We start from the raw sequence: 22852 nt of genomic DNA, 5'->3' as shown, positions 1-22852 counted from the left end.
ACCGCGCCGGCCGCATCAAAAGTGCTGTTCGGTACGGCTGATAATGTCGTCCTGAACCTCTTTGGCCAGCACCACAAACTGCGCGCTGTAGCCCGCCACGCGCACCACCAGATCCTGATGCTGCTGCGGATCTTTTTGCGCACGCAGCAGCGTGTCGCGATCCACTACGTTGAACTGCACGTGCATCCCTTTTTTATCAAAATAGTTGCGTACCAGGCTGCCGAAGTTGCGCAGCCCTTTCTCCCCCGCCAGCGCGGAAGGCAAAAACTTCTGATTGTAGAGGGTGCCGTTAGAGGCGATAAAGTGATCCAGCTTGGCTACCGAGCTGGCGGCGGCGGTCGGCCCTGAGCCGTCTTTGCCCTGCCGTGGCGACACGCCGTCTGCCAGCGGCGCTTTTGCCAGGCGACCGTCGGGCAGCGCGCCCACGTCCTTGCCAAACAGCACGTTGGCCGAGACGGGATAGATGCCGGCCTGAAACTGGCCACCGCGCGGATTGCGGTATTTTTCCACTTCGCGACAGTAGATCAGCGCGCAGCGCCGGGCCACCAGGTCTACCTCGTCAATGTCATTGCCGAAGCAGGGCGTATTTTCCAGAATGCGGCGGATCTCAGCAAAACGCTGGCTGCCTTGCGGGGCCGCCGTGGAGGAGAGCCGACGATAAACTTCTTCTTTGATCGCCGCCGCGTCCAGCGATCCGTCCCGATCGATAATTTGCTGTACCATGGCGCAGAGGTCGTTTTCGCTCAGCGATGCCTGAGGCGAGCTGTCGGCTGCGTGACCAAAATTGCTTTCCAGCGCGCTTTTCAGTTCAGCAAGCGTCAGCTTGCCCTCTTCAAACACCTGCTTCTGGATGGCGTAAACGGAGTCGCCGGTATCGGCCACGCCAAACGCCTGCGGGCCGGTAAAGTTATAGATAGCGCCGCCTTCCTGCAAGGATTTGCCCCGCCCGATACAGTCATCCACCAGCGCAGAGAGAAACGGCAGCGGGCAACGTTCGCCGTGCGCAAGGTCGACGCTGTTGCAGGCCTCTACCAGCTGATGGACGAAATGCGTCATCTGCTGCTGAAAAGCCTGGTAAAAGTCGTCCATGCCGCGCCAGCTGGTCATCTCGCCGGTTATCGGCCCCAGCTGCTTGCCGCCTGCCCGTCCGTTGTTCAGCGTGATTTCCAGCACCTTAGCCACGTTAAAGAAGGCCGCGTCGTGCCAGCCTTCGGTACGGTGCGGCGCCTGCGGCTCCACGCAGCCGATAATGCAGTAATCTCTGGCATCCTGCAGCGAAACGCCGCGATTTTGCAGCGCCGGGATAATCACCTCGTCGTTATAAATGGCCGGAACGCCCAGCCCCAGACGCACTACCTCGCAGGCGCGGAATAAAAACTCGTCGGGCGTACCCTGCCAGACGCGAATGGAGAAAGAGGGCTGCGGCAGGCGAACGTGCGCGGTGGCCTCCATGCACATATAGCTCAGCGGATTTGTCGCGTCGCGCCCCTCTTCCGTCTGGCCGCCGACGCAAAGATTCTGGAACACAGCATAACCGGCGAAAGCCTGCGCGGAGACTTCGTCGCGGGTTTTATTGATGTCGTTAAGCTTGATCCAGCAGCAGTCCACCAGCTCCTGAGCAAACTCCGGCGTAATGCTGCTGTCCGCCGCCAGATAAGGATACATATACTGATCGAAGCGGCCTGGCGAAATCGAGTGGCCGCTGGATTCAATCTGCAACATGCTCTGAATAAACCAGAAGGTCTGACAGGCCTGCCAGAAAGTGGTCGCGCCCTGCTCCGGCACCTGTCGGCAATTTTGCGCAATCTGCTCCAGCTCGCGTTTGCGCTGTGGATTGTTTTCCGCCTGCGCTAGCCGCGCCGCTTCCTGCGCATAGCGATGGGCAAAAGCGATAGCGGCCTGATAGCTGATAATCACCGCCTGATAAAACTGCTCTTTTTTCAGGTAGTCGGGGCGGCTGCGATCCAGCTTCGCCAGCGCCTCGTTTACCTCTGCGATAATGCCGCGAAAACCGATCTTCAACACCTTGCCGTAATCCACGCTGACGTGCCCCACGCCGCCATAAAAGTAGTTGCCGACGGTAAAGACGCCGCCCGCCATGCTCTCTTTGGTGGCGTCAGACATATAGGACGCGGCCAGCGAGCTGGTGGTTTTGCCCGGCCAGTATTTAAAGGCTTCGCTCAGCGCCTGCGCAGTTTCCTTTTCGATAATAAAGGGATCGGCCAGACGGTGCTCCATCGTTTCGAACTCTTTTTCCACCCATTCAAAGGAAAATTCCGGGCAGATTTCGGTAGAGCGCGGATGGATGGTGACTGCGCCGACAATCAGCTCATCCGCGCGGATGGTGATCGGCAGCTCGTGAAAGATTTTTTCAATAACTCTGGCGCGCCGCATGATGGCGGGCAGATGCTCATACTGCTGATAAGCCAGCGTCGCCAGCGTGGCGCGCTCCGATTCCACGTACGGCTTCACCTGCAGGAGCGTGTTTTTAAGCCTGAGGATACGATCGGTCGGACTGGAAAAGCCTTTTTCCAACATAGTGATAACTCCCGAAAAAGCGTTTTGTTTATGGCCCTGGGGCTTAAGCGCCGAGGTGCTGTTCAATCAGCCGCATCGCCTCCGCCACCGCCGCGACCTCGCCGAAGATCGCCAGCGAAGTGATATGCTGAGGGCAGCTGCCGAAAATTTCCGAAACCATGACGTCGGCGCCTTTACTGGCCAGGTCGGCACAGAAATAGAGATCGGGCACCGGCAGCATTAACAGCGCGACGGCGTCCACACGTAGCAGATCCAGCCGCGTCCTGAATTCCGACGGCATCCGGCGCCTGAGCATCGCCAGCGTTTCCGGCGTGGGGGCGTTGATAATGCGCGTTTTCATCAGCGGATATTCAGCGCCTCGACCATGACGCAGCGGCGCCTTCTGGCGAAGGTGCGCGCCGAGGTCAGTCCTTCGCCCGTTGGCCCGGCGATAGTAAAGGTGGTGTGGCCTTCGCCGCCGACGCCCAGCCCGGCGTAAGACGGCCCGTTTTTCACAAAGATGGTGGTTTGGATCTGCCGCGCCATGCGGGTCAGCTTCTCTACGTTGGTAGAGTGCATCACCGCCGTATGACGGTTGCCCTGCTCCACGCAAACGGCCAGCTCGATGGCTTCGTCAACGTTATCCACGCGCACCAGCGGCAGCACCGGCATCATTAATTCATGCACGACAAAAGGATGCGTCGCTTCGGTTTCAATCAGGATGACTCTGGTTTCCGCCGGCGCATCAATGCCCAGCTGTTGCAGGATATAGCGCGCGTCTTTGCCGACAAACGCCGTATTCGGGCCGCTGCCTTTGTCGTTCAGCACCAGCGTTTGCAGCTGCTGAATAAGCTTTTTGTCGCTCAGCAGGTAAGCGCCGCTTTTCTTCATGCAGTGGATCAGATAATCCGCCGCCTGGCTGACTACAATCACCTCTTTTTCCGCCGTGCACGGCAGGTTGTTGTCAAAGCTACAGCCGTTGATGATATCGCGGGCGGCCTGTTCGATATCGGCCGTTTCATCCACGACGGCAGGCGGATTGCCCGCGCCTGCGCCAACGGCTTTTTTACCGGAGGACATCACCGTTTTCACAATGGCCGGGCCGCCGGTCGCCACCAGCATAGCGATGCGCGGATCCTTAATCAGCGCGTTGGTATTTTCTACAGAGGGCTGCGCAACCGTCACTACCAGATTATCCGGCGCGCCCAGCGCGGCGAGTTTGTTATTGATAAGCGCCACCGTATACAGCGACACCTTGCGGGAACGAGGATGCGGACTGAAGACCACCGCATTGCCGGCGGCCAGCATACTGATGCTGTTATTGATTAGCGTCTCGGTCGGATTGGTAGTCGGCGTGATAGCGCCGATAACGCCATAGGCCGAATATTCCGTCAGCGTCAGGCCGCCATCGCCGCTTTGCGCGCAGGTCGGCAGGTCTTCCGGGCCGGGCGTTTTTAGCGCGGCAAGGCGGTTTTTAATCACCTTATCCGCCACGTTGCCCATGCCGGTTTCTTCAACCGCCATGCGGGAGAGCGTTTGCAGCACCTCCTCCTGTAAAAACGCCTCGCGGATGCCGTTGATAAAGGTCGTGCGATCCTGCATAGAGCAATGGCGATACTGCACCTGGGCCAGCACGGCCGCGCCGATCGCCTCGTCCATCGTGGCGAAAACGCCTGCTTCCTCCGTCTCCGTGACGGCGGATCTTTTCACGTCTTCCGGGTTTGCGCTGCTCTGCGCCAGCGCCCGGGCGACCATGGCCGCCAGCGCCGGATTTTCGGCATCGGCAACGGGCGTGGTGCGGGTAAATTTGCTCAGGACGTTTTCCACCGCCTGAGCGATCTCGCTGTCATTCATGCTTCCCTTCCTTACCGCGCGATCAGATATAGGGTGTGGTAGTTGAGTGGATGGGCGCCGGATCGAGCGTGGCCAACAGCTGTAATCCCACTTCGCGCGCGGCCGTGACCGCCTGGCGCACCGCGCCGGAATCGCCAGCGAAAGTAAAGATCGCCTCGTTGCTGAAGCTGGTGCCTTTGGCCGGGCTGGCGTAGCCGACAGGTTCAATAACCGCCGCCTTGGCCGCCACGTCGGCGATAACGATGCCTATCGCCGCTGGCGAAGCGCAGGTCATACCGAACGCTTTGCCAACCGGCGCGCCGAAGGCTTTATTCAGCGCGTGGCTGGCGCGGGCGGTGTACTGAAATTCCAGATGCCCGGCCGGCGAGCCGTAAACGTCGCCCATCGTCCGTTCGATTTCACCCAGCGTGACCTCCACCGCCCGACGCACATCCGAGACGTCTGCCGCGCCGAACAGGATCAGGCAGCCGTGTCCGCCGCCGCCTTCCGTATCGCGCGCCAGCTCAATGGCGACGATCTCGCTGTTGGTGGCCTTAACGGCTTCATCCGCAGCGAAAATATGCGGGCCTGCGCCGGTTCTGGCGCCGATAATGCCCAGCGAGCGGAACCGGCCGTCGATAGCCATCACCTCATGAAGCTGGCTATCGACATTGGCGATCACCAGGCCGATGGTATGGCCGAGCGCGGTGCCGACAAACTCGGTAAGGCCGCAGCCGCTGCGCTTCTCTGGCTGGCCGATAGCCCTGGAAATAATCTGTTCGACAAGATTGTCCTGCATGGCTTGTCCTCAGGCCGTTACTCCGTGGCCGTTTTTAATATTTTTTCTACTTCAACATGCGGGCGGGGGATCACGTGAACCGAGACCAGCTCGCCGACCTTGGCCGCCGCCACGGAACCGGCATCGGTTGCCGCTTTTACCGCGCCCACGTCGCCGCGTACCATCACCGTGACCAGCCCGGAACCGATTTTCTCGTAGCCGACCAGCGTCACATTGGCCGATTTCACCATGGTATCTGCCGCTTCAATGGCGGAAACCAGCCCCTTTGTTTCAACCATGCCCAGCGCTTCCTGCTGCATAATGACCTCGTTTGTTTGACTGATAAAAAGACGCGCCTCTGGGGCCACGCCCGATTGCGATGTTAAGGCGGACGCGAAAAAATATTTTGTCCGCCAGTAAGATTATTTTGCGCGTTATCGTTCGGGCGCGGCGGCAAGCCTGGCCGCATCCTGCGCAATCATTTTTTCTTCATTGGTGGGAATGACCATCACGGTCGGCGAATCGTCGGCGGAAATCGTGCCCGCGGCGCCGCCCGTTATCGCCTGATTCCTGTTGCGATCCAGGCGGAAGCCGAAGATCTCCAGCCTGGCCAGCGTCAGCTCGCGCACCAGCACCGAGTTTTCGCCAATGCCGCCGGTAAAGATCAGCGCGTCCAGCCGGTGCAGCGCGGCAAACTGGCCGCCCAGATGCCGCGCCAGCCGGTGCACCATGACGTCAATCGCCAGCGTCGCCCGCGCATCGCCTTTGGCGCGTGCTTCCTGCAAGGTGCGACAGTCGCTGGACAGCCCGGAAAGCCCCAGCAGGCCTGAACGGTTATTAGCCATCTCGCCCAGCGCCTCGATGGGCTGCCCGCTGCATGTCGCCAGGTAAGCCATCGCGCCAAAATCGACGTCGCCGCAGCGCGTGCCCATCACCAGCCCTTCCAGCGGCGTCATGCCCATTGTGGTATCCACGCTTTGCCCGTTGCGTACCGCGCAGAGCGAAGATCCGTTGCCCAGATGGGCAATCACCAGGCCGTGATCCTGCGGATCGAGATCCAGCAGCCTGACCGCTTCGGCGGCGACAAAGCGGTGCGACGTGCCGTGAAAACCGTAGCGTCGGATTTTGTAGCGTTCGCGGTATTCCAGCGGAATGGCATAGGTAAAGGCTTCCGGCGGCAGCGTCTGGTGAAAAGCCGTGTCAAACACCGCCACCTGCGGCAGCGCGGGCAGCAAAGCCAGCGCGGTATCGATGCCGATAAGGTTGGCGGGATTGTGCAGAGGCGCCAGCGGCGCCAGCTGGCGGATCTGGTCGATAACCGCTGGCGTCAGCAGAACCGAGCGTTGAAACTCGCTGCCGCCGTGCGCGACGCGATGCCCGGTGGCGCACAGCGAGGAGAGCAGCGCTTTCTCTGCCAGCACGGCAAACAGCGTTTGCAGCGCGCAATGGTGCGTTGGCTGCGCCAGAAGCTGGGTGGTTTTTCCCGCCTCATCCTTAAAGGTGATAGCGGCGTTATCCAACCCCAGCCTTTCCGCCAGCCCGGAAAGCAGCGGCGTTTCGCCCTCCAGCGGCAGCACAGAAAATTTCAACGAAGAAGAGCCGCAGTTGATAACCAAAACTGTTGTTGTAGACATAATGACCTCTGAAATCCGTTTTAGGGTCGGGAAGGCGTGAGTAAAAAGTGCGCCTGACTGAAGCGGGCAAGCGACTCGCGGGCGATGGCGATATCCTGCGCGACGCTGCCGCCGCTGATGCCTATTCCGCCCAGCAGCCGCGTCTGCGACCAGCAGGGTAAACCGCCGCCAAGACAGCAGATCCCCTGCTGCGGTAAGCCCTCCAGGCTCGCGCCCGGCCGTACCTGCTGCGCCAGCTCGTGCGTCGCCATCCTCAGCGCCACGGCGGTCCAGGCCTTTTCCGTCGCCAGGCGGTGGCTGACCAGCAGCGCATCATCCATGCTGAAAAACCAGCGCTGCTGTCCGGCCGTATCTACCAGGCTGAACACGATTGGCACTTCATATTCCTGCGCGACCTCACAGGCTATCGCCGCCAGCGCCGCTGCCGCAGAGAGGCTCAGCGAGTGATGCCGCGACGGATGCGAATTAATGGCCTGCTGGATCAGGCTGTCCAGACTCTCCCTTACCGACATAAGTGCGCTTCCTTTTGCTATCCATTGAGATCCAGCGCATCGACAATGCCAACCACTGCCGCATCGATCACCGAATGCTCGCCGTTGCTCATGCGTGCCGAGCTTCCCGAGCTGACGATAACCGTTTCCCCGTTGCCGGCGCCCACGCAGTCAACCGCGACCTGGGCGCTGCCCGTGGGCTGATGATGCTCGTTCAGGCGGGCCACGATCAGCAGCTTGGCGCCATTCAGCGAGGGATGCTTGCTGGTCGATACCAGCGCGCCCGTGACTTTAGCCAGATACATAGTCAGTCCTTGTATAAAATGATGTGCCGCCGCCGTATCTCGTCCTGAGCGGCTGGCGTGATCAGTACGTTTCGGCCTGGCCGCAGCGCCGTGCCTGCGGGCTGCTGACGGATATCCGCCAGTGAAATAAGTTGCTTACCCTTGCTCCGCGCCGTCGCGCCGGGAAAAACAATCCCCAAGCTTTCCAGCGTGGCGATATAGCGATGCAGCTGCTCCCGCATCGCCTCCGGCAGCGCCGCATGGGTAAACTCGTCGCCCAGCGTGACGATGATTTTCCGGCTGTGGCACAGCGCATGAAAAGCCCAGGCGCTGGCAACGTTGTCGCTAAGGCATAACGCGATTTTCGCCAGGCTGTTGCCTGAGATCGCCGGGAGAAACAGCTCGCCGTACTCTTCTTCCGCCTGCGGCATTCGCGTGTCGTAAAGCAGTTCAGGCGCGAACCCTTCCCGCCAGCATTGAAATGCCCCGTAAACGGCAGACAGGCTGGCGCTGTGGGAAAGCGTGACCCGCAGGCCGTATCCGGCCTGGCTCAGCGCCTCCAGCGCAGCCAGCGTTTCCGGCAGGACGCGTGGATCCGTTCCCGTGATCACCACTCTGACCATGCCCTGCCTTTGCCGCACCAGCAGAAGATCGATTATGCGATCGAGCCGGTTGGAAAGATCCGGCTGCACGATCACGCCACCTTAGGCCCGTTGCTTTTGATCTGCACCCGATCGCCATTACGCAGCCCAAGCGCGTTGGCCTCTTCCTGATCCAGGTGGATCTCCGCCAGCGCTTCTGCACTGACGCGCACCTTCACATGGCGCAATACGCCCGCACGCGGCCCCTGGGTTTCTACCGCTATTTCCGCGCCGTCCGTCAGGCCGTGCCGCGCCGCTTCCTCAGGCGAAATATGGAGATGCCGCCATGCGACGATAACGCCCTCCGCTATCGCCACTTCGCCATGCGGCCCTACCAGCGTGATGCCAGGGGATCCCTGCAGCTCGCCGGACATTCTTACCGGCGCGCCGATGCCAAGGACAAAGCCGTCCGCCACTGAAATCTCAACCTGCGTGACGTTACGCAGCGGCCCCAGCACCCGCACGCGCTGTAGCTCGCCTTTCGGCCCGCGCAGCGTGACGGTTTCCTGTGCGGCGAACTGACCGGGCTGCTTTAACGCTTTCATCCGGGTCAGCGACGAACCGTAGCCGAACAGCATGTCCATCTCTTTACGGCTCAGGTGCACGTGCCGGTTGGAGACGCCGACGGCAATAGTCAGCGGCTGGCTTTTTCGTCCTGCCGCCAGCTCCTGTAAAATCTGCTGCGTGATACTTCTGGCCTGCCGTTGCGTATCCGTCTTCATCCTCTCTTCCTTGCTGTTTACTCGCCCGCCAGGCGCGATAGCAGGCGATCGATATCCTGCTCGCTGGCACGGCGAGGATTGGTTGCGGTACAGCCATCGGCCAGCGCCGCCTGGATCAGTTCGCCGCGCAAGGTGGCAAACCGAGCCAGATCCGCGCCCATCTCTTTTAGCGTTGCCGGAATGGCAAACTGCTGGTTAAGCGCACGAACGGCCTGCGCCAGGCTGTCGGCATCCATCAACCGCGCGCACTGCTGGTAGCGAGCCTGCGCCCCTTGCATTTCGCTATTAAATTCAATCACTAATGGCAGCAGCATGGCGTTGATCCTGCCATGCGCAAGATGCAGCCTGCCGCCGACGGCATGGGCCATGCCGTGAACCAGCCCCAGCCCCGCCGAGTTGAACGCCATGCCCGCCATGCAGGAAGCGTGATGCATATGCGTCCGCGCGCTGAGGTCGTGCGGTTCACGGTAAGCCTGGGGTAAATAGCGGGCGGTCAGCGCAATGACTTTTTCCGCCAGCGCATCGCTGAAGTCGTTTGCTTCTGTGGAAACCAGCGCTTCAATCGCGTGGGTCAGCACGTCCATACCGGTATCCGCCGTGACGCTCGCGGGGACGCTGGCCACCAGCCGGGCGTCGAGAAGGGTGATATCCGGCAGCAGCGCGTCAGCGACCAACGGATATTTGCTGCCGCTGTATGGGTCGGAAAAAACGGCGTAGGTTGTCGCCTCTGACCCGGAGCCGCTGGTCGTGGGAACGGCAATCAGCCTGATGTGATAAAGAGGATCGTACTCTTCAAGGGTGGCCTTAATGCCTTTGGCCGCATCCAACGCGGAACCGCCGCCAAGCGCGATAATCGTATCCGGCCTGAAGACTTTACATTTTTCCGCGCCTGCCTGTAGCAGCGTGGTAGTGGGATCGGCTTTGACCTCGCTATAGATGATGATCGAAGCCTGGGGCATCAAGGCGATCAGCTGATTTACTTTGCCGGATGAGAGCATAAATTCGTCGGTGACGATGGCGACTTTTTTCAGCCCAAGCTGACTCAGCGCTGCCAGCGCATTTTCACCATGGTAAATATTCGGGACAGAGAAAATCTTCGCCACGCCCTTATCCTTAACAAAACGTCCGCCATTTAAGGGCGACAGATTAGCAACGACGGCGGCTGAGCGGCTCTGGATTAGTTTGTCCGGATACGGGAAATTTTTGCGGAGAAGCGGAAGGAATTAAAAATAATCTTTACCTTTCCGCCTGCAAAGAAAACCCGGCTTCAGGCCGGGTATGCACGATATTGACAGTTTTTTAGTGAGTTCGCTTTCAGGGCTTCACGTCCGTTACCAGCGTGGGCAGATCCCAGGTGCCGCCCGCATGGATATAACGACACATGCCGGTCATGGCGTCGCGGCTTTTGCGGAAAGCCTGGCCATCCCACACCCAGCTTTTCAGGCTCATGCAGTCTGCGATACCCCGGCCTTTCTGCACATCGGTAATCACGCCTTTTTCATAATCCGAGCCGGAAATGGTCACCAGCACCGGCTTACCTTTTAGTTGGTTATCGATAACCCAGTAGCCATACCCTTCGTTATAAGCCGCGCGCCAGCAGAGCGCCGAAAGCAAAGCGTGGCCGTCATCCAGTGGCGTAAGGGTCAGCCCGTCATTTTCCGGAATAGCATTTTCTGCCGGTGAAACCAGGCTGTCGCACATGTCATCGTCATTTTGATTGACCGTTGCAAGCAGTCGGGTTTTCAGCGCGGCGATTTCTGACGCGGTCAGCGAACGAGGTTCGCCGCTGCGGGTTTTTGCTGCCTGAATAACCGGCGCCGGCACCGCCTGAGCTACGCCACTTTCCGGCTTATCGCCCTTTTTGATGAGCGCGCCAGGCGTGCCGATGCGGCCCTGCACGTCGTCAGCTTTCAGCAGCACGGCATAAGCGCCCTCGCCGGAAAGCAGAAAAGGCGTCGCGCCGCCTTTAAATTCGACTTTACCACTGCCTTTGACGGCGTTGATTAACGCTGACGTCTGGCCAGCCGACAGCCGCCAGTTGTCGTCAGCCGCCACGAGATCGCCCGCGGGTTTCCCGTCGATCCACAGCGTCAGCTTTTGTACCGGCGCGCTGTCTTCTGCGCTGTCGGCCAGCGTCACTTCGCCCGTCGGCACCGTTCCGGGGCCGGCGGTACGGGTAAGCAAGACGGAACCGGACGGATCGTCTTCTTTGGCATAGCCCGCAACGCGGCAGGTCAGCGTGTTGTCGCAGGCTACTTCCCAGTCTTTGTGTTCAAAGGTTACGCCGCTATGACTGGCCAGTGCCGACAGGGAGAGCGTCGCCAGCGCAAAAAACATCAGTTTACGATTCACTTTATTCCCTCACGTTTTATTTCTGATACCAGCCCAGGTATCTCTCTGTTGCCCAGGGTGCGGGGAAACCAGCAGCCATCGTTGATGGTTGCCAGGCTTTGACGAAACGCTGCGCCATCCCAGATCCATTCTTCCTTAGACGCGCAGCTGCCGGCACTGCTTCCCATAAAGACATTGGTAATCACGCCATCGTGCCAGGTTTGCGCGTCAGTGGTCACGGCAACAGGCTTCGCTTTTAGCTGGCTGTCGGTGACCCAGTAACCGTATCCCTGGTTATAGGCCGCGCCCCAGCACTGGGTGGAAAGCAGCGTGTGCGTATCATCCAGCGGCGTGGCGGTAATATCGCCGCTGATAATATTGCCGTTGACGTCCTTTTCCCCAACCGAGGTCAGATAATCGCACTGCTGCTCGCTGGTTAAGACGGCAAGCAGCTGCGGCCTGAGCGCTTCAGCCTCTTTTTTGGTTAATACAGAGGGTTGAGCGGGGCTGACTTTTATCGCCTGGATCACTGGCATAGCCACGGCCTTAGCGACGCCGCTTTCGGGCCTGTCGCCTTTTTTAACCCAGGCACCTTGCGTACCGATACGGCCCTGCACGTCATCCACTTTCAGCAGCGCCGCATAGGCGCCCTCGCCGGAAAGCTGGAAGCTTTCGCGATCGCTTTTGAACCCGACCGTGCCGCTGCCTTTAACGGCATCGATCAGCGCCAGCGTTTGCGCTTCTGACAACCACCAGCGGTTAGCCTTCTGCGTCGCTTCGCCCGCAGGCTGGCCGTTCAGCCACAGCGTCAGTTTTTTTACCGGCGCCTCGTTTTCCCTGTCTTCCGGCAGGATAATTTCGCCAGCGGTAGCCGTATGCTCACCAGGTGCCCGCGTCAGCAGCACGCCGCCCACATTCTCCTGTACGCTATGGCCGCCGATACGGCAGGTTAAAGTGTTATCGCAGGCCACTGACCACGCCTTATGATAAAAGAATACGCCGCTTTCCTGGGCGATAACCGGGGCGGCAAACATAGTCATAATCACTATCAGCTTTCGAAGAAGATTCACGCTGCTTCCTGAATGTCGGGTGGGTGAAATCACAATTTGCTGATAAGCCGATTGCGAGAGTTTGGATGAGGCTTAACGATGGAAGCTATCGTGTAACCGCCTCTTTTTTATTACGCGCTTCAACCAGCACGCTATGCAGCTGGCCAACGGAGAGATCGCGGATAACAGGAGATGGAATGCCGCGCAGCCGTCTGCAAAGGTAAGCAATGCAAAAAAAATCGATGCCTTCACTATCGAAAAGATATTCGTTTTCTTTGAGGGAAAATACCTTACGGAAATCATCTTCTTCTGTAGGAAAACTCACGCCGAAAACTTTTTCCGCTTCTTCCAGCAGTTCCACACCATCATCGCCGGTAATATGCAAATCTTCTTCCAGCCATGTATTTTCATCGATTGTTTTACGTTTCCATCCTGAAAACTCGCGAACAAAAGCGATAACTTCCGCTAATGAGGGTTCCATATCTCTGCTCCTGTTAAAGCGCTCCGCGCCGTCAATTTTATACTCGCCCCAGCGTCATTTCCTGTACGTTAGCCGCCGGGTTGGCCGCCCTCACGGCAGCAAGAAAGCCGGCGAAATCCCGATTAAAAAGAGTATAGTTATTAAGGAATCTGAACGCCTTTTCCGTTTTATAAGGCCTGGTGACGTAACAAACCAGCCATACTCTGCGATTACTGACCCTGGCTCCGCTGACTTTTATCCTGATAATATTTTCCAGCGGAACTTTGCAAAGCGTTACGCCTTCACGCTGCTGATACAGGGAAGCGCTGTCATAGTAATAATCTTCCGTGTTCATGCCCAAATTTTTTAAAATTAGCGCGTTGGCCAATATCTTTTTTATCTCGCCTTTAGCAGGAAAGAACGCTTCTTTATTGAACATCGGCCAGAAGAAATATCTGATAAGCAAAATGATAAAAGCTAACGGCAGCAGGTTGGCAATAAATAGCAAGATATGATGCATATAAATGACTCGGGCTACGCGGATATTTTTTAATTATATCGAAGAAGACAGGTCGCCGTTATCCGTTTTTACCGCCCTGGCCAGCGCTTTCGCCTGCACCGTGCACGGATCAGCCAGCCGCCCATATCCACAGGAGCTGGCCTCGCCTCACACGAATTTCGTAAGCGAAAGCTCAGAAGTTACGGATTTTCCGCCAGCTGCCCGAGCAGCTGCGTCAGCCTCTGCCGGACCTCTTCTTCCGGCTCTTTGCTTTTGGCCTCTGCCAGCATCGCAACGGCTTCCACCGGCAGCAAAGCCTGCGGCCAGGCTTCCAGCGCATTCAGCGCCATATGACGGTTACGCGTCACCGGGCTTTTTAAACCTGTCCGGATCAGCGTCCAGCCCTGACCGGGAAAACCTTTTAAATCCTGCAGGATAAAGTCGAGCGCCGAATGCTGTTGATACTGCGGCCCCATCCCCAGAGATTTTTGCGGTCCGGAGGCGATGGCGGTCAGATCCAGCTCGCTTTCCGCCAGTGCGATAACCTGCGCGATATAATCCGGGTTGTCGGTTTGCATCAGCTGATACCAGAGGCCCCCTTCCGGCCGTTCACGGTGCCGATGATAAATGGCTGGCCACGGATCGCCGCCCTGCTCTCTGCAAAGCTGAAGCGCCGTATGAAAAATCATGGCGTCATCATGATGCAGCCCGGCCTCAATCAGCGCGGGCCACTCGGGTAAGGCACGGATCTGCTCGTACAGCGCTGTCAGCCGTTGCCGCTCCGTCTCGTCAGCAAACGCTTCTTCACGCGCCAGCCTGCCGATGTCGCCTGCCACCTCATAATGCAGCAGGTCGGCCACTGTGCCAGGCTGGATATGCGTGAGGTAACGCTCGCAGGCCAGCGCGGCAAAGGAATATTCATCAATAGCGGGGCCGGGCTGACCGCTAATCATGCCGCGCAGGATTTCAGCGGCGCCGTTAAGCAGCTCAGCATCAACCTCGCCCTCTAATGCTTCGTGCAGCCGTCCCTGCTCGGCGCAGTGCCAGGCGGTATATTCCACCATCACGGCATTGTTATAGCCTTCCCTTAACAGCCACTGACGAATGGCCCGATCCGGCGCGTCCGGCAGCCGCTCGATCAGTTGGATACGTCCCCAGCCTGTCGTACGCTTTGCCAGCGCCAGCCATTCCTGCGCGAACTCCTCCGGCAGCAGGATAGCCCGCATCGCCACCACGGCATACAGGGTAAATTCATCGTGGCTGCCTAATGTGCGCAGCAGGTCAACGCTTTGCTGGTACGGGAAAAAAGCCAGCAGCGCCATCGCTAATTTCACCACCTGACGGTCCGGCGCCCGCGTCGCCAGAAACACCGCCAGTGCCCTCAGGCGGCGGGCGTCAATAGCCTCAGAAGCGGCCATCGTCTTCAGCAGATCGTCGATAAAATTCAGCGGCGTATCCTGTTTTGCCAGCTGATAAAGCGCCTGCATATTTTTACTGCTGCTCCGCCGCAGCACGCGTACGATCGCCTGCGTCACCTGAGCCGCTTTATCTCGATCGCTGCCGTACGCGATATGATGACCGAAGGCGCCGTCCAGCGCACCGGGTGCCCAGCGCAGCGTTGGCCCATCTTCTTGCGGCGCAGGCTCGTCCGGCAGCGTCTGTGCCGCTTCAGGCAGCACGCCCGTTTCCTGCGACCACGGCGCCAGCCAGCCATAGATGGCGCGCTGCTCTGTCGGCCACACCACCGGAAAACGCTGTTCATCAGGCTGACGGAAAATGTTGGCGATCCACTCTTTCATTTTTGTATTCCCTTTTTGGTAAGTTACGCCATGCTCAGCACGGTTTTCATCAGCAACGCGTCCAGATCGCGGCAGTCGCGCCGCTCGCTATCCGGCAGCTCTTCGCTGACGCGGTTCTCGTCCAGCTGCTGGCGGATAAACGCATGGATGCGCTCCAGACGCTCGCCATATTCCGCTTCGCCTGCACGCTGCTTGCGCGCCAGCAGCTGTTCAATTTCGGCCAGCAGCAAGGGATCCGTCACCGTCCCTGCCAGCAGCGCTTCAAAACGCATCGGCGGCACGCCTTTTCCGGCCTCTATCCATTGCACCGCCAGCAGCGGGCGCAATACGTAGAAGTACTTTTTCAGCCGCACGCTGTCGCCCTGCAGATAACCACGAAAGTTCTTTTTCGCCATTGAGAGATAGTGCCAGCGCGCCCGCAGCGGCGAAAACCAGTCCGGTATCCTTTCCCGTAAATCGGCGACGATGGCCGCTTCCTGCTGATAGATCACCGGCGAATCCAGCCATTCAATCAGCGTTGGATTGGCTCGCTTCAACAGGCCCAACGCTTTTCGCCACTCCCAGCCGCAGACGTCCAGCGTATCGTCGATCGGCAGCTCGATAACGTCGCGCGGCGGCTCGACACGCAGATACCACTCAGGTTGATGTACATAGAGAAAACGCACATCGTAATCGCTGTCCGGCGAGGCAAAACCCCAGCCGCGGCTGCCCGACTCGCAGGCATACAGCACTTTTACCGAGTGCTCTTCTTCTATCTGGCGCAGCACGCCCCGTACGCGCTCGCGCATTGCGCTATTCACACCATGCAATCCTGTTCTCATTTTTTTATCCTTTTACGCAAACAACCTGCGACAGCGTATGCACTACTTCCACCAGCGAAGACTGGGCGGCCATGACGGCATCAATGTCTTTGTAAGCCATCGGGATTTCGTCGATGACCTCTTTGTCTTTTCGGCACTCCACGTGCGCCGTAGCGCGTCGCTGATCTTCCACGGTAAAGCGGGCTTTCGCCGCCGTGCGGCTCATGGTGCGCCCCGCGCCATGGCTACAGGAGCAGAAGCTCTCTTCGTTACCCAGACCGCGCACGATAAAGCTCTTCGCGCCCATCGAACCGGGGATTATGCCCATCTGCCCTTTTTGCGCCGAGACCGCGCCTTTGCGCGTCACCAGCACCGACTCGCCAAAGTGCGTTTCCCGCTCCACGTAGTTGTGGTGGCAGTTCACCGCTTCCAGATGCGTGGTAAAAGGCTTGCTGATAACGCGCGACATCGCCGCCAGCACGCGCTCCATCATGGCTTCGCGATTGTGACGAGCGTAATCCTGCGCCCAGCTCACCGCTTCCACGTAGTCGTTAAAATGCCTGCTGCCCTCTTCAAAATAAGCGAGGTTGCGATCCGGCAAATTGGCGATATGCCGCTGCATATCCTTTTGCGCCAGCGCGATAAACAGATTGCCGATGGCGTTCCCTACGCCACGCGACCCGCTGTGCAGCATGACCCAGACCTGTTGGCTTTCGTCCAGGCAGACTTCAATAAAGTGGTTGCCCGTTCCCAACGTTCCCAGATGCTGATAGTTGTTGGTTTTGAACAGCGACGGATGCTTTTGCGTCAGCGTCTTGAAGCGCGGCGCCAGTTTGGCCCAGTGGCGATCCACCTCCTGCGGCGGCGTCTGCCAGGCGCCCTTATCGCGACCGGAACGGGTATTGGTGCGGCCGTGCGGCACCGCCTGTTCGATGGCGCTGCGCACGCCCGACAGATTGTCCGGCAGATCGCTGGCCATCAGCGAGGTGCGCACCGCAATCATGCCGCAGCCGATATCTACGCCGACCGCTGCCGGGATAATTGCGCCTTTGGTCGGGATCACGCTGCCGATGGTAGAGCCTTTGCCCAGATGCACGTCCGGCATCACCGCCAGATGGCGAAAAATAAACGGCATTTTTGCCGTGTTCAGCAGCTGCTCGCGCGCTTCCGGCTCCACCGGTACGCCGTTGGTCCACATTTTTACCGGCACGCCTTTCGCCTGCTGCAGAGTCTGATAGCTGTTTTTCATAATCATTTTCCTCATTGCTGTGACCTGACTATTGCGAATGCCGTGCCAGAAGACCGCTACGCTGCATAATAAAATTTATCTATTTGATTATTAAACATATTTATTGTTGTATCACACCTGCGTATTGCCATTACCAACAGAGCAATTTATCTTAGCGGATAAGTTATTTATCTTATGAGATAAACATGAAAGCTAACGTAGTCATCGGCGTGCTGGGCACGGTGCTGGATAAACGCGGCAAGCGGGCAAACCGCTGGAGCAAGTGGCGGCCAACCGTCGCGCTTTGCCAGCAGGAAGGCTTACAGATCGACAGGCTGGAGCTGCTGCATCAACCGCGTGATCTCAGTATGGCGCAGCAGGTGGCGGAAGATATCATTCAGGCCTCGCCCGCCACCCAGGTGGTGCTGCACAGCGTGAAGCTGGAAGATCCCTGGGATTTTGAAGAGGTCTACGGCAGCTTGCTGGATTTTGTCAGCCGCTATCCTTTTAATACCGACGCCGAAGAGTATCTGGTGCATATCACTACCGGCACGCACGTGGCGCAAATCTGCTGGTTTTTGCTGACCGAAGCCCGCTATCTGCCCGCGCGCATTTTGCAGACCTCGCCAGCCAGCAAGGGCTCGGAGACGCCAACCGCGCTCGGCCACTATTCCATTATCGATCTCGATCTGAACCGATACGCCACGCTGACCAGCCGTTTTCAGCGCGAGCAGCAGCACTCCACCTCGTTTTTAAAATCCGGCATCGAGACGCGCAATCCCACCTTTAACAGCCTGATCGAGCAGATTGAGCGCGTGGCGCTGCGCTCGGACGCCCCAATGCTGCTGACCGGCCCCACCGGCGCGGGCAAATCTTTTCTTGCGGAGCGCATCTATCAGCTGCGCCATGCCCGCCACCGGCTGGCCGGTAAATTCGTGGCAGTTAACTGCGCCACGCTGCGCGGCGACAACGCGATGTCCACGCTGTTCGGCCACGTTAAGGGCGCTTTTACCGGCGCACAGCAGGCGCGCGGCGGGCTGCTGCGGGAAGCCGACGGCGGCATGCTGTTTCTGGACGAGATAGCCGAGCTGGGGCTGGATGAGCAAGCGATGCTGCTGCGCGCCATCGAGGAGAAACGCTTCTTCCCGTACGGCTCTGATAAAGAGGTCAGCAGCGATTTCCAGCTGATTGCCGGCACGCACCGGGATATGCCGCAGTGGGTTGCCGAAGGCCGCTTTCGCGAAGATCTGTTTGCCCGCATCAATATGTGGACGTTTCAGCTGCCGGGCCTGGCCGAACGCCGCGAGGATATCGAACCCAACCTGGATTTTGAGCTGGAACGTTACGCCCGGGAACAGCAGACCCAGGTGCGCTTTGATAAAGAAGCGAGAAGCCATTTTCTGCGCTTCGCCTGCTCGACAGAAGCCAGCTGGCGAGGCAATTTCCGCGAGCTGGGTGCTGCCGTCACGCGGATGGCAACGCTGGCGGAACAGGGAAGAATTTCGCTGGAGCTGGCGGAAGAAGAGATCGCCCGGCTGCGCGCCAGCTGGCGTACTACGGCATCGCAAGCTGCCCTGCCTGAGCGCTCCGGGGCGCAGTACGATCTCTTTGACGAGTGCCAGCTACAGACGGTGCTGAGCGTCTGCCGCGCGGCGGATTCGCTTTCCGAAGCGGGCCGACGCCTGTTTGCCGTCTCCCGCCAGGGGAAGAAACAGCCCAACGACGCCGATCGCCTGCGTAAGTATCTGGCACGATTTGGGCTGAACTGGGAGGAGGTTAAAGGATAACGCAGCCGACGACAGCCGTAACGCTTTTGCAGCCGGCCCCGATGCTGCGCGGCTGCAAAAGCGGGTAATGCGCTATTGTCCTTCGAAACCGTAGTATTGCACTGGAAGCTGCTGGCCGTTCACTTCCAGATCGCGCCACGGCTTAACTACAGTTTCAGGTATTTTATCCCGAAGAGCCTGCTCCAGCCTTGCCGATAGCGTCACGCTGCCAATCTGATTCCAGCCTGTGGCCTGATGGGCATAGAGAGTAATGCTCTGCTGATTGCGGTTATAGAGCAGCACTTCCGGCGTGCCGTCGTTATTCACATCCTGCATCCACACCAGGCAGGAACCGGTATCCACCAGGCAGATGTCCGACTCCGGCTCAAGGTGTTGCATCTGCCACCAGCTTTCCGGCGGCGCTTCGCTGCCTGCTCGCAGCGGGATGCTGCGCTGAAGGTCGCTAACGGTTGGGTTAGCATTATTGGTGTCGCGTTCTGCCAGCAGCCGCACCAGCACGGCTTTTTGCCGGACAGGCTCGTCGAGCCACTGCGGATGATGGCTTATCTTCTGCAACGCCTGTTTTCCCCGACGTCCCGCATCACTGAATAAATAGAGATCCATGTCATCCACTTTTGCTTTGCCCTGCGCAAAACGCGCCAGCTGATTTTTCACGACAATGCGCCACGGATCGGCTACCGGCGTATGCAGTAAAAACCAGCCGCAGGCCGTCAGAGACAGCATCAGCGCGATAAAAATGTTCATGCTGCCCGCGCCCTGTGACCAGGCGCGGCGCTGGAACCCTGACAGCAGCAGCGAGCCAGCCACCGCCAGCAGTGCAATCATAGCGGCGTAGATCCTCTCCACCGTCCAGCCATACTCCGCGACGCGCAGCCATAGCGCCCAGACAGCCAGCCCGGCCAATAGCGGAGTAAGAGCCTGCGCAACCAGCACCACGCGCGCAATAACATGCTGCCAGCGCGACAGGTCAGGCGCGCTTTCGCCAGCGATGGCGCTGAACGCCAGCATCAGCAGCGTCATGGTCAATAACAGCGTGGTGGCTGAAAAAGCTTTGGGAATGATAGCCAGCCCGGTAAACGGCGAACAGGCCAGAAACAGCAGTAAGGCGACCGCGTGCAAAGGCAGCAGCACGCTTACAGCCCGCGTAACCAGATGCCTGTACAGACCGGCAGCGCCCGGCAGGCGTCGACAAAACACAATGCCCGCAGCGATGACCGCGCCGGTCGCTATCGGCGGGAAAAAACGGTTATCAAAGAAAAGCTGCTCAAAGAGCGTGATGCCGATGATGCTGAAGAGATTGCTCCACAGCATCAATACCAGCCAGAACAGCCCGGTCATTAAGCCAGTGACCGCCAGGGTAAAAGTGTTGCGCCACAGCGTTTCGGCGACTGCTCTGCTCCACTGTGACCCATCCTGTTCCTGCTGCGATTTAGTGCAGAAGGCGACCAGCATGGGCATAACCAGGCTGAGCATAACTATTACGGCGCAGATATTTTTAAAGTGAAATTCGCCCAGCGGCAGCGTGGGAAAATTCCAGCGATACCACCCCGTCATTAAGGCAATAACCGGCAATATCAGCAGGGCGCAGAGCCAGGGCCTGACGGCGCGGAGACGATAAAGCGTGAAGGCCAGAATGCTGGCCATCGCTAACGAGAGCGGCGGCAGATACAGAGAATAACGTTCATGCAGGTTAAAACCATCCGGCAAAGCCCAGAGCAACCCGGCTATCATCCCGATAACGATAATGGCCCATTTAGTACGGTGAGGGAAAACTTCCTTTTGCAACATAGCTATTCCTTGCTGTTGGATTAGGTGAGAGGGAGAAAACCGGGCCATGATAAGACCTTTTTTTGTGAAAATCCCTGTGCCAGACCGCTTAGTCTGGAAAATATCAGGTCGTACTGTCTTATTTAAGCCTGAAGGCCTGGCTACACAAAATGAGATAAGCGAAAGAAATAACAATTATTGTCAGGCTAATGCAATTACCCATCGCTTAACGAATGACCTGTTAGTTTTCTTCAGTATTAAAGTTAAAATCGATAGCTTAAAACTATCAAAGGTGGATTTTGCCCCTTAGCATTAAAGCCCAAACGCGACATCACAAAAAATATCTTTTCGTGAAATAAAACAGGTTCGCTACTTTTTTCAGCTTGAAAAACAAAACAGCCAGACACGTTACATATGCTTTATTTTCCATACAAAACAGCATATTAACAAGCGAACAGCCCGCCTGAAAGCCAGGTCTTTACCCTCATCATTCAATAAAACCTAAAGCGTCTGTTACTAAAAACCGTAGCTATTGATATAGCCTGATTACTGTTAAATTATGTAGATGCGTTATGCAATACGAATGAACTCAGCGACCAAAGGCTCAAGGACATATACACATTCTTTCTGCCCTGGCTGTATGCCTTATGGCTGTGACCTCTGATAATCGTAACAGTCATATTATGTACGTAGCTCCACCACGAAAGCTTACTACCTGGATCGTTGGGAAAGCGTCTTTTTTGTGGGCAAATATTTGGCTATAGCATCGCGAAGGCTGGCAAGGATGTCAAAATTGTACAGTTTGTGTGCTTCCTGAAATCAGGGAAGTAGATAACGTCAAGTGAACAGAGAGTGACATAGCCATCGACGATGTTGGGCTTGAAAAAGCATAATTTAAATTAAATAAACCTTTTAATGAAAGATTGGGATGTTTACAATGAAAAAAGTTGTTTTTATTGCTTGTTTATCAACCTTACTGGTTGGCTGTGATAAATCAGTTGAGGATAAACCTATTCCAGAGCTTACAAGTGAAGAAGCTGATGGCATCTGCAAATCACCTGAAATTTTGACTCAGTTGGAAAACAGTTTCAAAAAAGAAACGATCGATGACTTAAAGAAAAACCCGCGAAACTATTCCCCTTTCAGCGACAGATATAAGCGCGGCATATTACCAGACACTAATGAGAGAAGAACATCCCGCATTGATGTTAACTATAGTTATACATCAGAAGACTTTTCTAAAGGTTTTGGGACTACAGATAAACTTACCATCACCAACCCGACTATAAATGGCACCGGCACTGACAGCCTCAAATGCAGTGCTAAAGTTCAGTTTAGCTCTGATGAAATGTATGGATTAACGTTCGCAAACGATATCATATATAACGTAAAAAAAGATAATGGTAAGTATGTTACTGACACCTCAATTTCTTTCGATGACCTTTTAGCTCATAAAATCGAGCCTACTGCATCACAAAAATCCTGGCGCGATAAATACGAGGAAAAACTTAACGCTAACGAGAACGTTATAAGGGACATTCCTGATTCGGAATTTAAAAACGTTACTCAGAACGACTTATATTATATTTATTTCTCACAATCACCGCGTACATTTAGCGATGACGAACTAATGGGCTTTTTTAGCACCAAGTGGAACAGTACAACAGATGTCTTTGCTAAAGAAGACATAAAAAAAGAAGAACTGCAAAAAATTAAAGAGAAAATATCCCAGTATAAAGACCTTAAAAACATATTGGGTTATTCCTCCTTTAGTTCTAATAACCAACTAAATGAAAAGTACGGTGTTAAAACAGCGGATGGCGAAAAACCTTTACCATCAACAGATGGCTGGGTATCTGCAAGCGACAGTTATGATATGTCTAAAAAAGGTTTTAAATATAACGCTGCCTTTTGCGCAATGACTGGCGGTCTGATGACAGAAAACCGCGGCATTAACTTTACTATAGATCAGGCACTACGTGGCTGTACTGTTGGTGTGCCGGATGATAAAGCGCGTGAGGTATCCGCTAAGCTTGCAGATCTACACAGCAAAAGGGTTGGTGTCAGCACCTTTGTGAAATCTTATATCCACATCGATAATGTTGATGGTAATACAAACACTATACATGCCACTCTGGTCAGGGATGAGGTTAAAGTAGTCGACTCTGATAATGGTGAAATAATTATTGATACCGTTGTAAGATAATTGCTAAAGGGGAGCTTTATCGCTCC

At 56.8% G+C, this 22852-nt stretch carries 22 protein-coding genes; 3 read left to right on the top strand and 19 right to left on the bottom strand.

Annotation, left to right across the window (positions count from 1 at the left end; translation table 11 throughout):
• Positions 1-15 precede the first annotated feature (15 nt).
• From grpM to QZH36_RS08500, 18 genes are all read right to left on the bottom strand, one after another.
• Entirely contained in the window at positions 16-2538 is a 2523-nt protein-coding gene (grpM, locus tag QZH36_RS08585; protein WP_301250662.1) for a glycyl radical diol dehydratase GrpM, read from the bottom strand.
• Between the two features lie 43 nt (positions 2539-2581).
• Positions 2582-2878 (bottom strand): hypothetical protein, encoded by a 297-nt coding sequence (locus tag QZH36_RS08580; protein ID WP_253458133.1) that lies wholly within the window; start codon positions 2876-2878, stop codon positions 2582-2584.
• Complete coding sequence (locus QZH36_RS08575; protein ID WP_301250663.1) at positions 2878-4371, bottom strand: aldehyde dehydrogenase family protein; 1494 nt, start codon at positions 4369-4371, stop codon at positions 2878-2880. Before QZH36_RS08575 ends, QZH36_RS08580 begins: the two co-directional genes overlap by 1 nt.
• 22 nt (positions 4372-4393) lie before the next feature.
• Complete coding sequence (gene pduB, locus QZH36_RS08570) at positions 4394-5149, bottom strand: propanediol utilization microcompartment protein PduB (RefSeq protein WP_253458128.1); 756 nt, start codon at positions 5147-5149, stop codon at positions 4394-4396.
• Between the two features lie 17 nt (positions 5150-5166).
• The gene (gene grpH / locus QZH36_RS08565; protein ID WP_253458125.1) at positions 5167-5448 is read right to left on the bottom strand and encodes a propanediol utilization system shell hexameric protein GrpH; all 282 of its coding nucleotides are present in this window, start codon (positions 5446-5448) and stop codon (positions 5167-5169) included.
• Positions 5449-5562: 114 nt separating this feature from the next.
• Entirely contained in the window at positions 5563-6762 is a 1200-nt protein-coding gene (gene tdcD, locus QZH36_RS08560; protein WP_445235121.1) for a propionate kinase, read from the bottom strand.
• Positions 6763-6782: 20 nt separating this feature from the next.
• Positions 6783-7274: a GlcG/HbpS family heme-binding protein gene (locus QZH36_RS08555; protein WP_301250664.1), complete on the bottom strand. Its 492-nt coding sequence runs from the start codon at positions 7272-7274 to the stop codon at positions 6783-6785.
• Positions 7275-7291: 17 nt separating this feature from the next.
• Positions 7292-7558, bottom strand: coding sequence for a EutN/CcmL family microcompartment protein (locus QZH36_RS08550; RefSeq protein WP_301729986.1), 267 nt, complete (start codon positions 7556-7558; stop codon positions 7292-7294).
• Between the two features lie 2 nt (positions 7559-7560).
• Positions 7561-8229, bottom strand: a complete 669-nt coding sequence (locus QZH36_RS08545; protein ID WP_301729985.1) for a hypothetical protein — start codon at positions 8227-8229, stop codon at positions 7561-7563.
• A gap of 2 nt (positions 8230-8231) precedes the next feature.
• Positions 8232-8900, bottom strand: a complete 669-nt coding sequence (gene pduL / locus QZH36_RS08540) for a phosphate propanoyltransferase (RefSeq protein WP_301729984.1) — start codon at positions 8898-8900, stop codon at positions 8232-8234.
• 17 nt (positions 8901-8917) lie between these two features.
• Positions 8918-10003 carry a 1-propanol dehydrogenase PduQ gene (locus QZH36_RS08535; RefSeq protein ID WP_301729983.1) on the bottom strand — a complete coding sequence of 362 codons (1086 nt, stop codon included), beginning with the start codon at positions 10001-10003 and terminating at the stop codon, positions 8918-8920.
• A gap of 211 nt (positions 10004-10214) precedes the next feature.
• A complete protein-coding gene (locus QZH36_RS08530; RefSeq protein WP_301730154.1) occupies positions 10215-11237 on the bottom strand; it encodes a DUF1176 domain-containing protein in 1023 nt (340 codons plus the stop codon).
• Between the two features lie 11 nt (positions 11238-11248).
• Positions 11249-12301: a DUF1176 domain-containing protein gene (locus tag QZH36_RS08525; RefSeq protein ID WP_301729982.1), complete on the bottom strand. Its 1053-nt coding sequence runs from the start codon at positions 12299-12301 to the stop codon at positions 11249-11251.
• 85 nt (positions 12302-12386) lie between these two features.
• A complete protein-coding gene (locus QZH36_RS08520) occupies positions 12387-12761 on the bottom strand; it encodes a hypothetical protein (protein WP_301729981.1) in 375 nt (124 codons plus the stop codon).
• 37 nt (positions 12762-12798) lie between these two features.
• Positions 12799-13095, bottom strand: coding sequence for a hypothetical protein (locus tag QZH36_RS08515; protein ID WP_301729980.1), 297 nt, complete (start codon positions 13093-13095; stop codon positions 12799-12801).
• 344 nt (positions 13096-13439) lie between these two features.
• Positions 13440-15038 (bottom strand): hypothetical protein, encoded by a 1599-nt coding sequence (locus QZH36_RS08510; RefSeq protein ID WP_301729979.1) that lies wholly within the window; start codon positions 15036-15038, stop codon positions 13440-13442.
• 23 nt (positions 15039-15061) lie between these two features.
• Positions 15062-15859, bottom strand: a complete 798-nt coding sequence (locus QZH36_RS08505; protein WP_301729978.1) for a nucleotidyltransferase domain-containing protein — start codon at positions 15857-15859, stop codon at positions 15062-15064.
• Between the two features lie 4 nt (positions 15860-15863).
• A complete protein-coding gene (locus QZH36_RS08500; protein ID WP_301730153.1) occupies positions 15864-17090 on the bottom strand; it encodes an RtcB family protein in 1227 nt (408 codons plus the stop codon).
• Positions 17091-17272: 182 nt separating this feature from the next.
• On the opposite strand from QZH36_RS08500, the gene rtcR reads away from it, so the two are divergent.
• Positions 17273-18853: an RNA repair transcriptional activator RtcR gene (rtcR, locus tag QZH36_RS08495; RefSeq protein ID WP_253458097.1), complete on the top strand. Its 1581-nt coding sequence runs from the start codon at positions 17273-17275 to the stop codon at positions 18851-18853.
• Positions 18854-18925: 72 nt separating this feature from the next.
• Here rtcR and QZH36_RS08490 read toward each other — a convergent pair whose 3' ends face one another.
• A complete protein-coding gene (locus QZH36_RS08490; protein WP_301729976.1) occupies positions 18926-20641 on the bottom strand; it encodes a DUF4153 domain-containing protein in 1716 nt (571 codons plus the stop codon).
• Positions 20642-20687: 46 nt separating this feature from the next.
• Here QZH36_RS08490 and QZH36_RS08485 point away from each other — a divergent pair, with 46 nt between their 5' ends.
• Positions 20688-20930, top strand: a complete 243-nt coding sequence (locus QZH36_RS08485) for a hypothetical protein (protein WP_301729975.1) — start codon at positions 20688-20690, stop codon at positions 20928-20930.
• A gap of 627 nt (positions 20931-21557) precedes the next feature.
• Positions 21558-22826, top strand: coding sequence for a hypothetical protein (locus QZH36_RS08480; RefSeq protein WP_301729974.1), 1269 nt, complete (start codon positions 21558-21560; stop codon positions 22824-22826).
• Positions 22827-22852 lie beyond the last annotated feature (26 nt).

Origin of the sequence: Erwinia wuhanensis, assembly GCF_030484085.1 — a bacterium.
GTDB classification, from domain to species: Bacteria; Pseudomonadota; Gammaproteobacteria; order Enterobacterales; family Enterobacteriaceae; genus Erwinia; species Erwinia aeris.
Note: the sequence above shows the minus strand (reverse complement) of the source record. Positions and strands in the feature narration are given on the sequence as shown.

Bases quoted from the DNA above. Each gene is read 5' to 3' on its own strand.
- grpM (WP_301250662.1), bottom strand. From the start codon at position 2,538: ATGTTGGAAAAAGGCTTTTCCAGTCCGACCGATCGTATCCTCAGGCTT.
- QZH36_RS08580 (WP_253458133.1), bottom strand. From the start codon at position 2,878: ATGAAAACGCGCATTATCAACGCCCCCACGCCGGAAACGCTGGCGATG.
- QZH36_RS08575 (WP_301250663.1), bottom strand. From the start codon at position 4,371: ATGAATGACAGCGAGATCGCTCAGGCGGTGGAAAACGTCCTGAGCAAA.
- pduB (WP_253458128.1), bottom strand. From the start codon at position 5,149: ATGCAGGACAATCTTGTCGAACAGATTATTTCCAGGGCTATCGGCCAG.
- grpH (WP_253458125.1), bottom strand. From the start codon at position 5,448: ATGCAGCAGGAAGCGCTGGGCATGGTTGAAACAAAGGGGCTGGTTTCC.
- tdcD (WP_445235121.1), bottom strand. From the start codon at position 6,762: ATGTCTACAACAACAGTTTTGGTTATCAACTGCGGCTCTTCTTCGTTG.
- QZH36_RS08555 (WP_301250664.1), bottom strand. From the start codon at position 7,274: ATGTCGGTAAGGGAGAGTCTGGACAGCCTGATCCAGCAGGCCATTAAT.
- QZH36_RS08550 (WP_301729986.1), bottom strand. From the start codon at position 7,558: ATGTATCTGGCTAAAGTCACGGGCGCGCTGGTATCGACCAGCAAGCAT.
- pduL (WP_301729984.1), bottom strand. From the start codon at position 8,900: ATGAAGACGGATACGCAACGGCAGGCCAGAAGTATCACGCAGCAGATT.
- QZH36_RS08530 (WP_301730154.1), bottom strand. From the start codon at position 11,237: ATGTTTTTTGCGCTGGCGACGCTCTCCCTGTCGGCACTGGCCAGTCAT.
- QZH36_RS08520 (WP_301729981.1), bottom strand. From the start codon at position 12,761: ATGGAACCCTCATTAGCGGAAGTTATCGCTTTTGTTCGCGAGTTTTCA.
- QZH36_RS08515 (WP_301729980.1), bottom strand. From the start codon at position 13,095: ATGAACACGGAAGATTATTACTATGACAGCGCTTCCCTGTATCAGCAG.
- QZH36_RS08510 (WP_301729979.1), bottom strand. From the start codon at position 15,038: ATGAAAGAGTGGATCGCCAACATTTTCCGTCAGCCTGATGAACAGCGT.
- QZH36_RS08505 (WP_301729978.1), bottom strand. From the start codon at position 15,859: ATGAGAACAGGATTGCATGGTGTGAATAGCGCAATGCGCGAGCGCGTA.
- rtcR (WP_253458097.1), top strand. From the start codon at position 17,273: ATGAAAGCTAACGTAGTCATCGGCGTGCTGGGCACGGTGCTGGATAAA.
- QZH36_RS08490 (WP_301729976.1), bottom strand. From the start codon at position 20,641: ATGTTGCAAAAGGAAGTTTTCCCTCACCGTACTAAATGGGCCATTATC.
- QZH36_RS08485 (WP_301729975.1), top strand. From the start codon at position 20,688: ATGATAAGACCTTTTTTTGTGAAAATCCCTGTGCCAGACCGCTTAGTC.
- QZH36_RS08480 (WP_301729974.1), top strand. From the start codon at position 21,558: ATGAAAAAAGTTGTTTTTATTGCTTGTTTATCAACCTTACTGGTTGGC.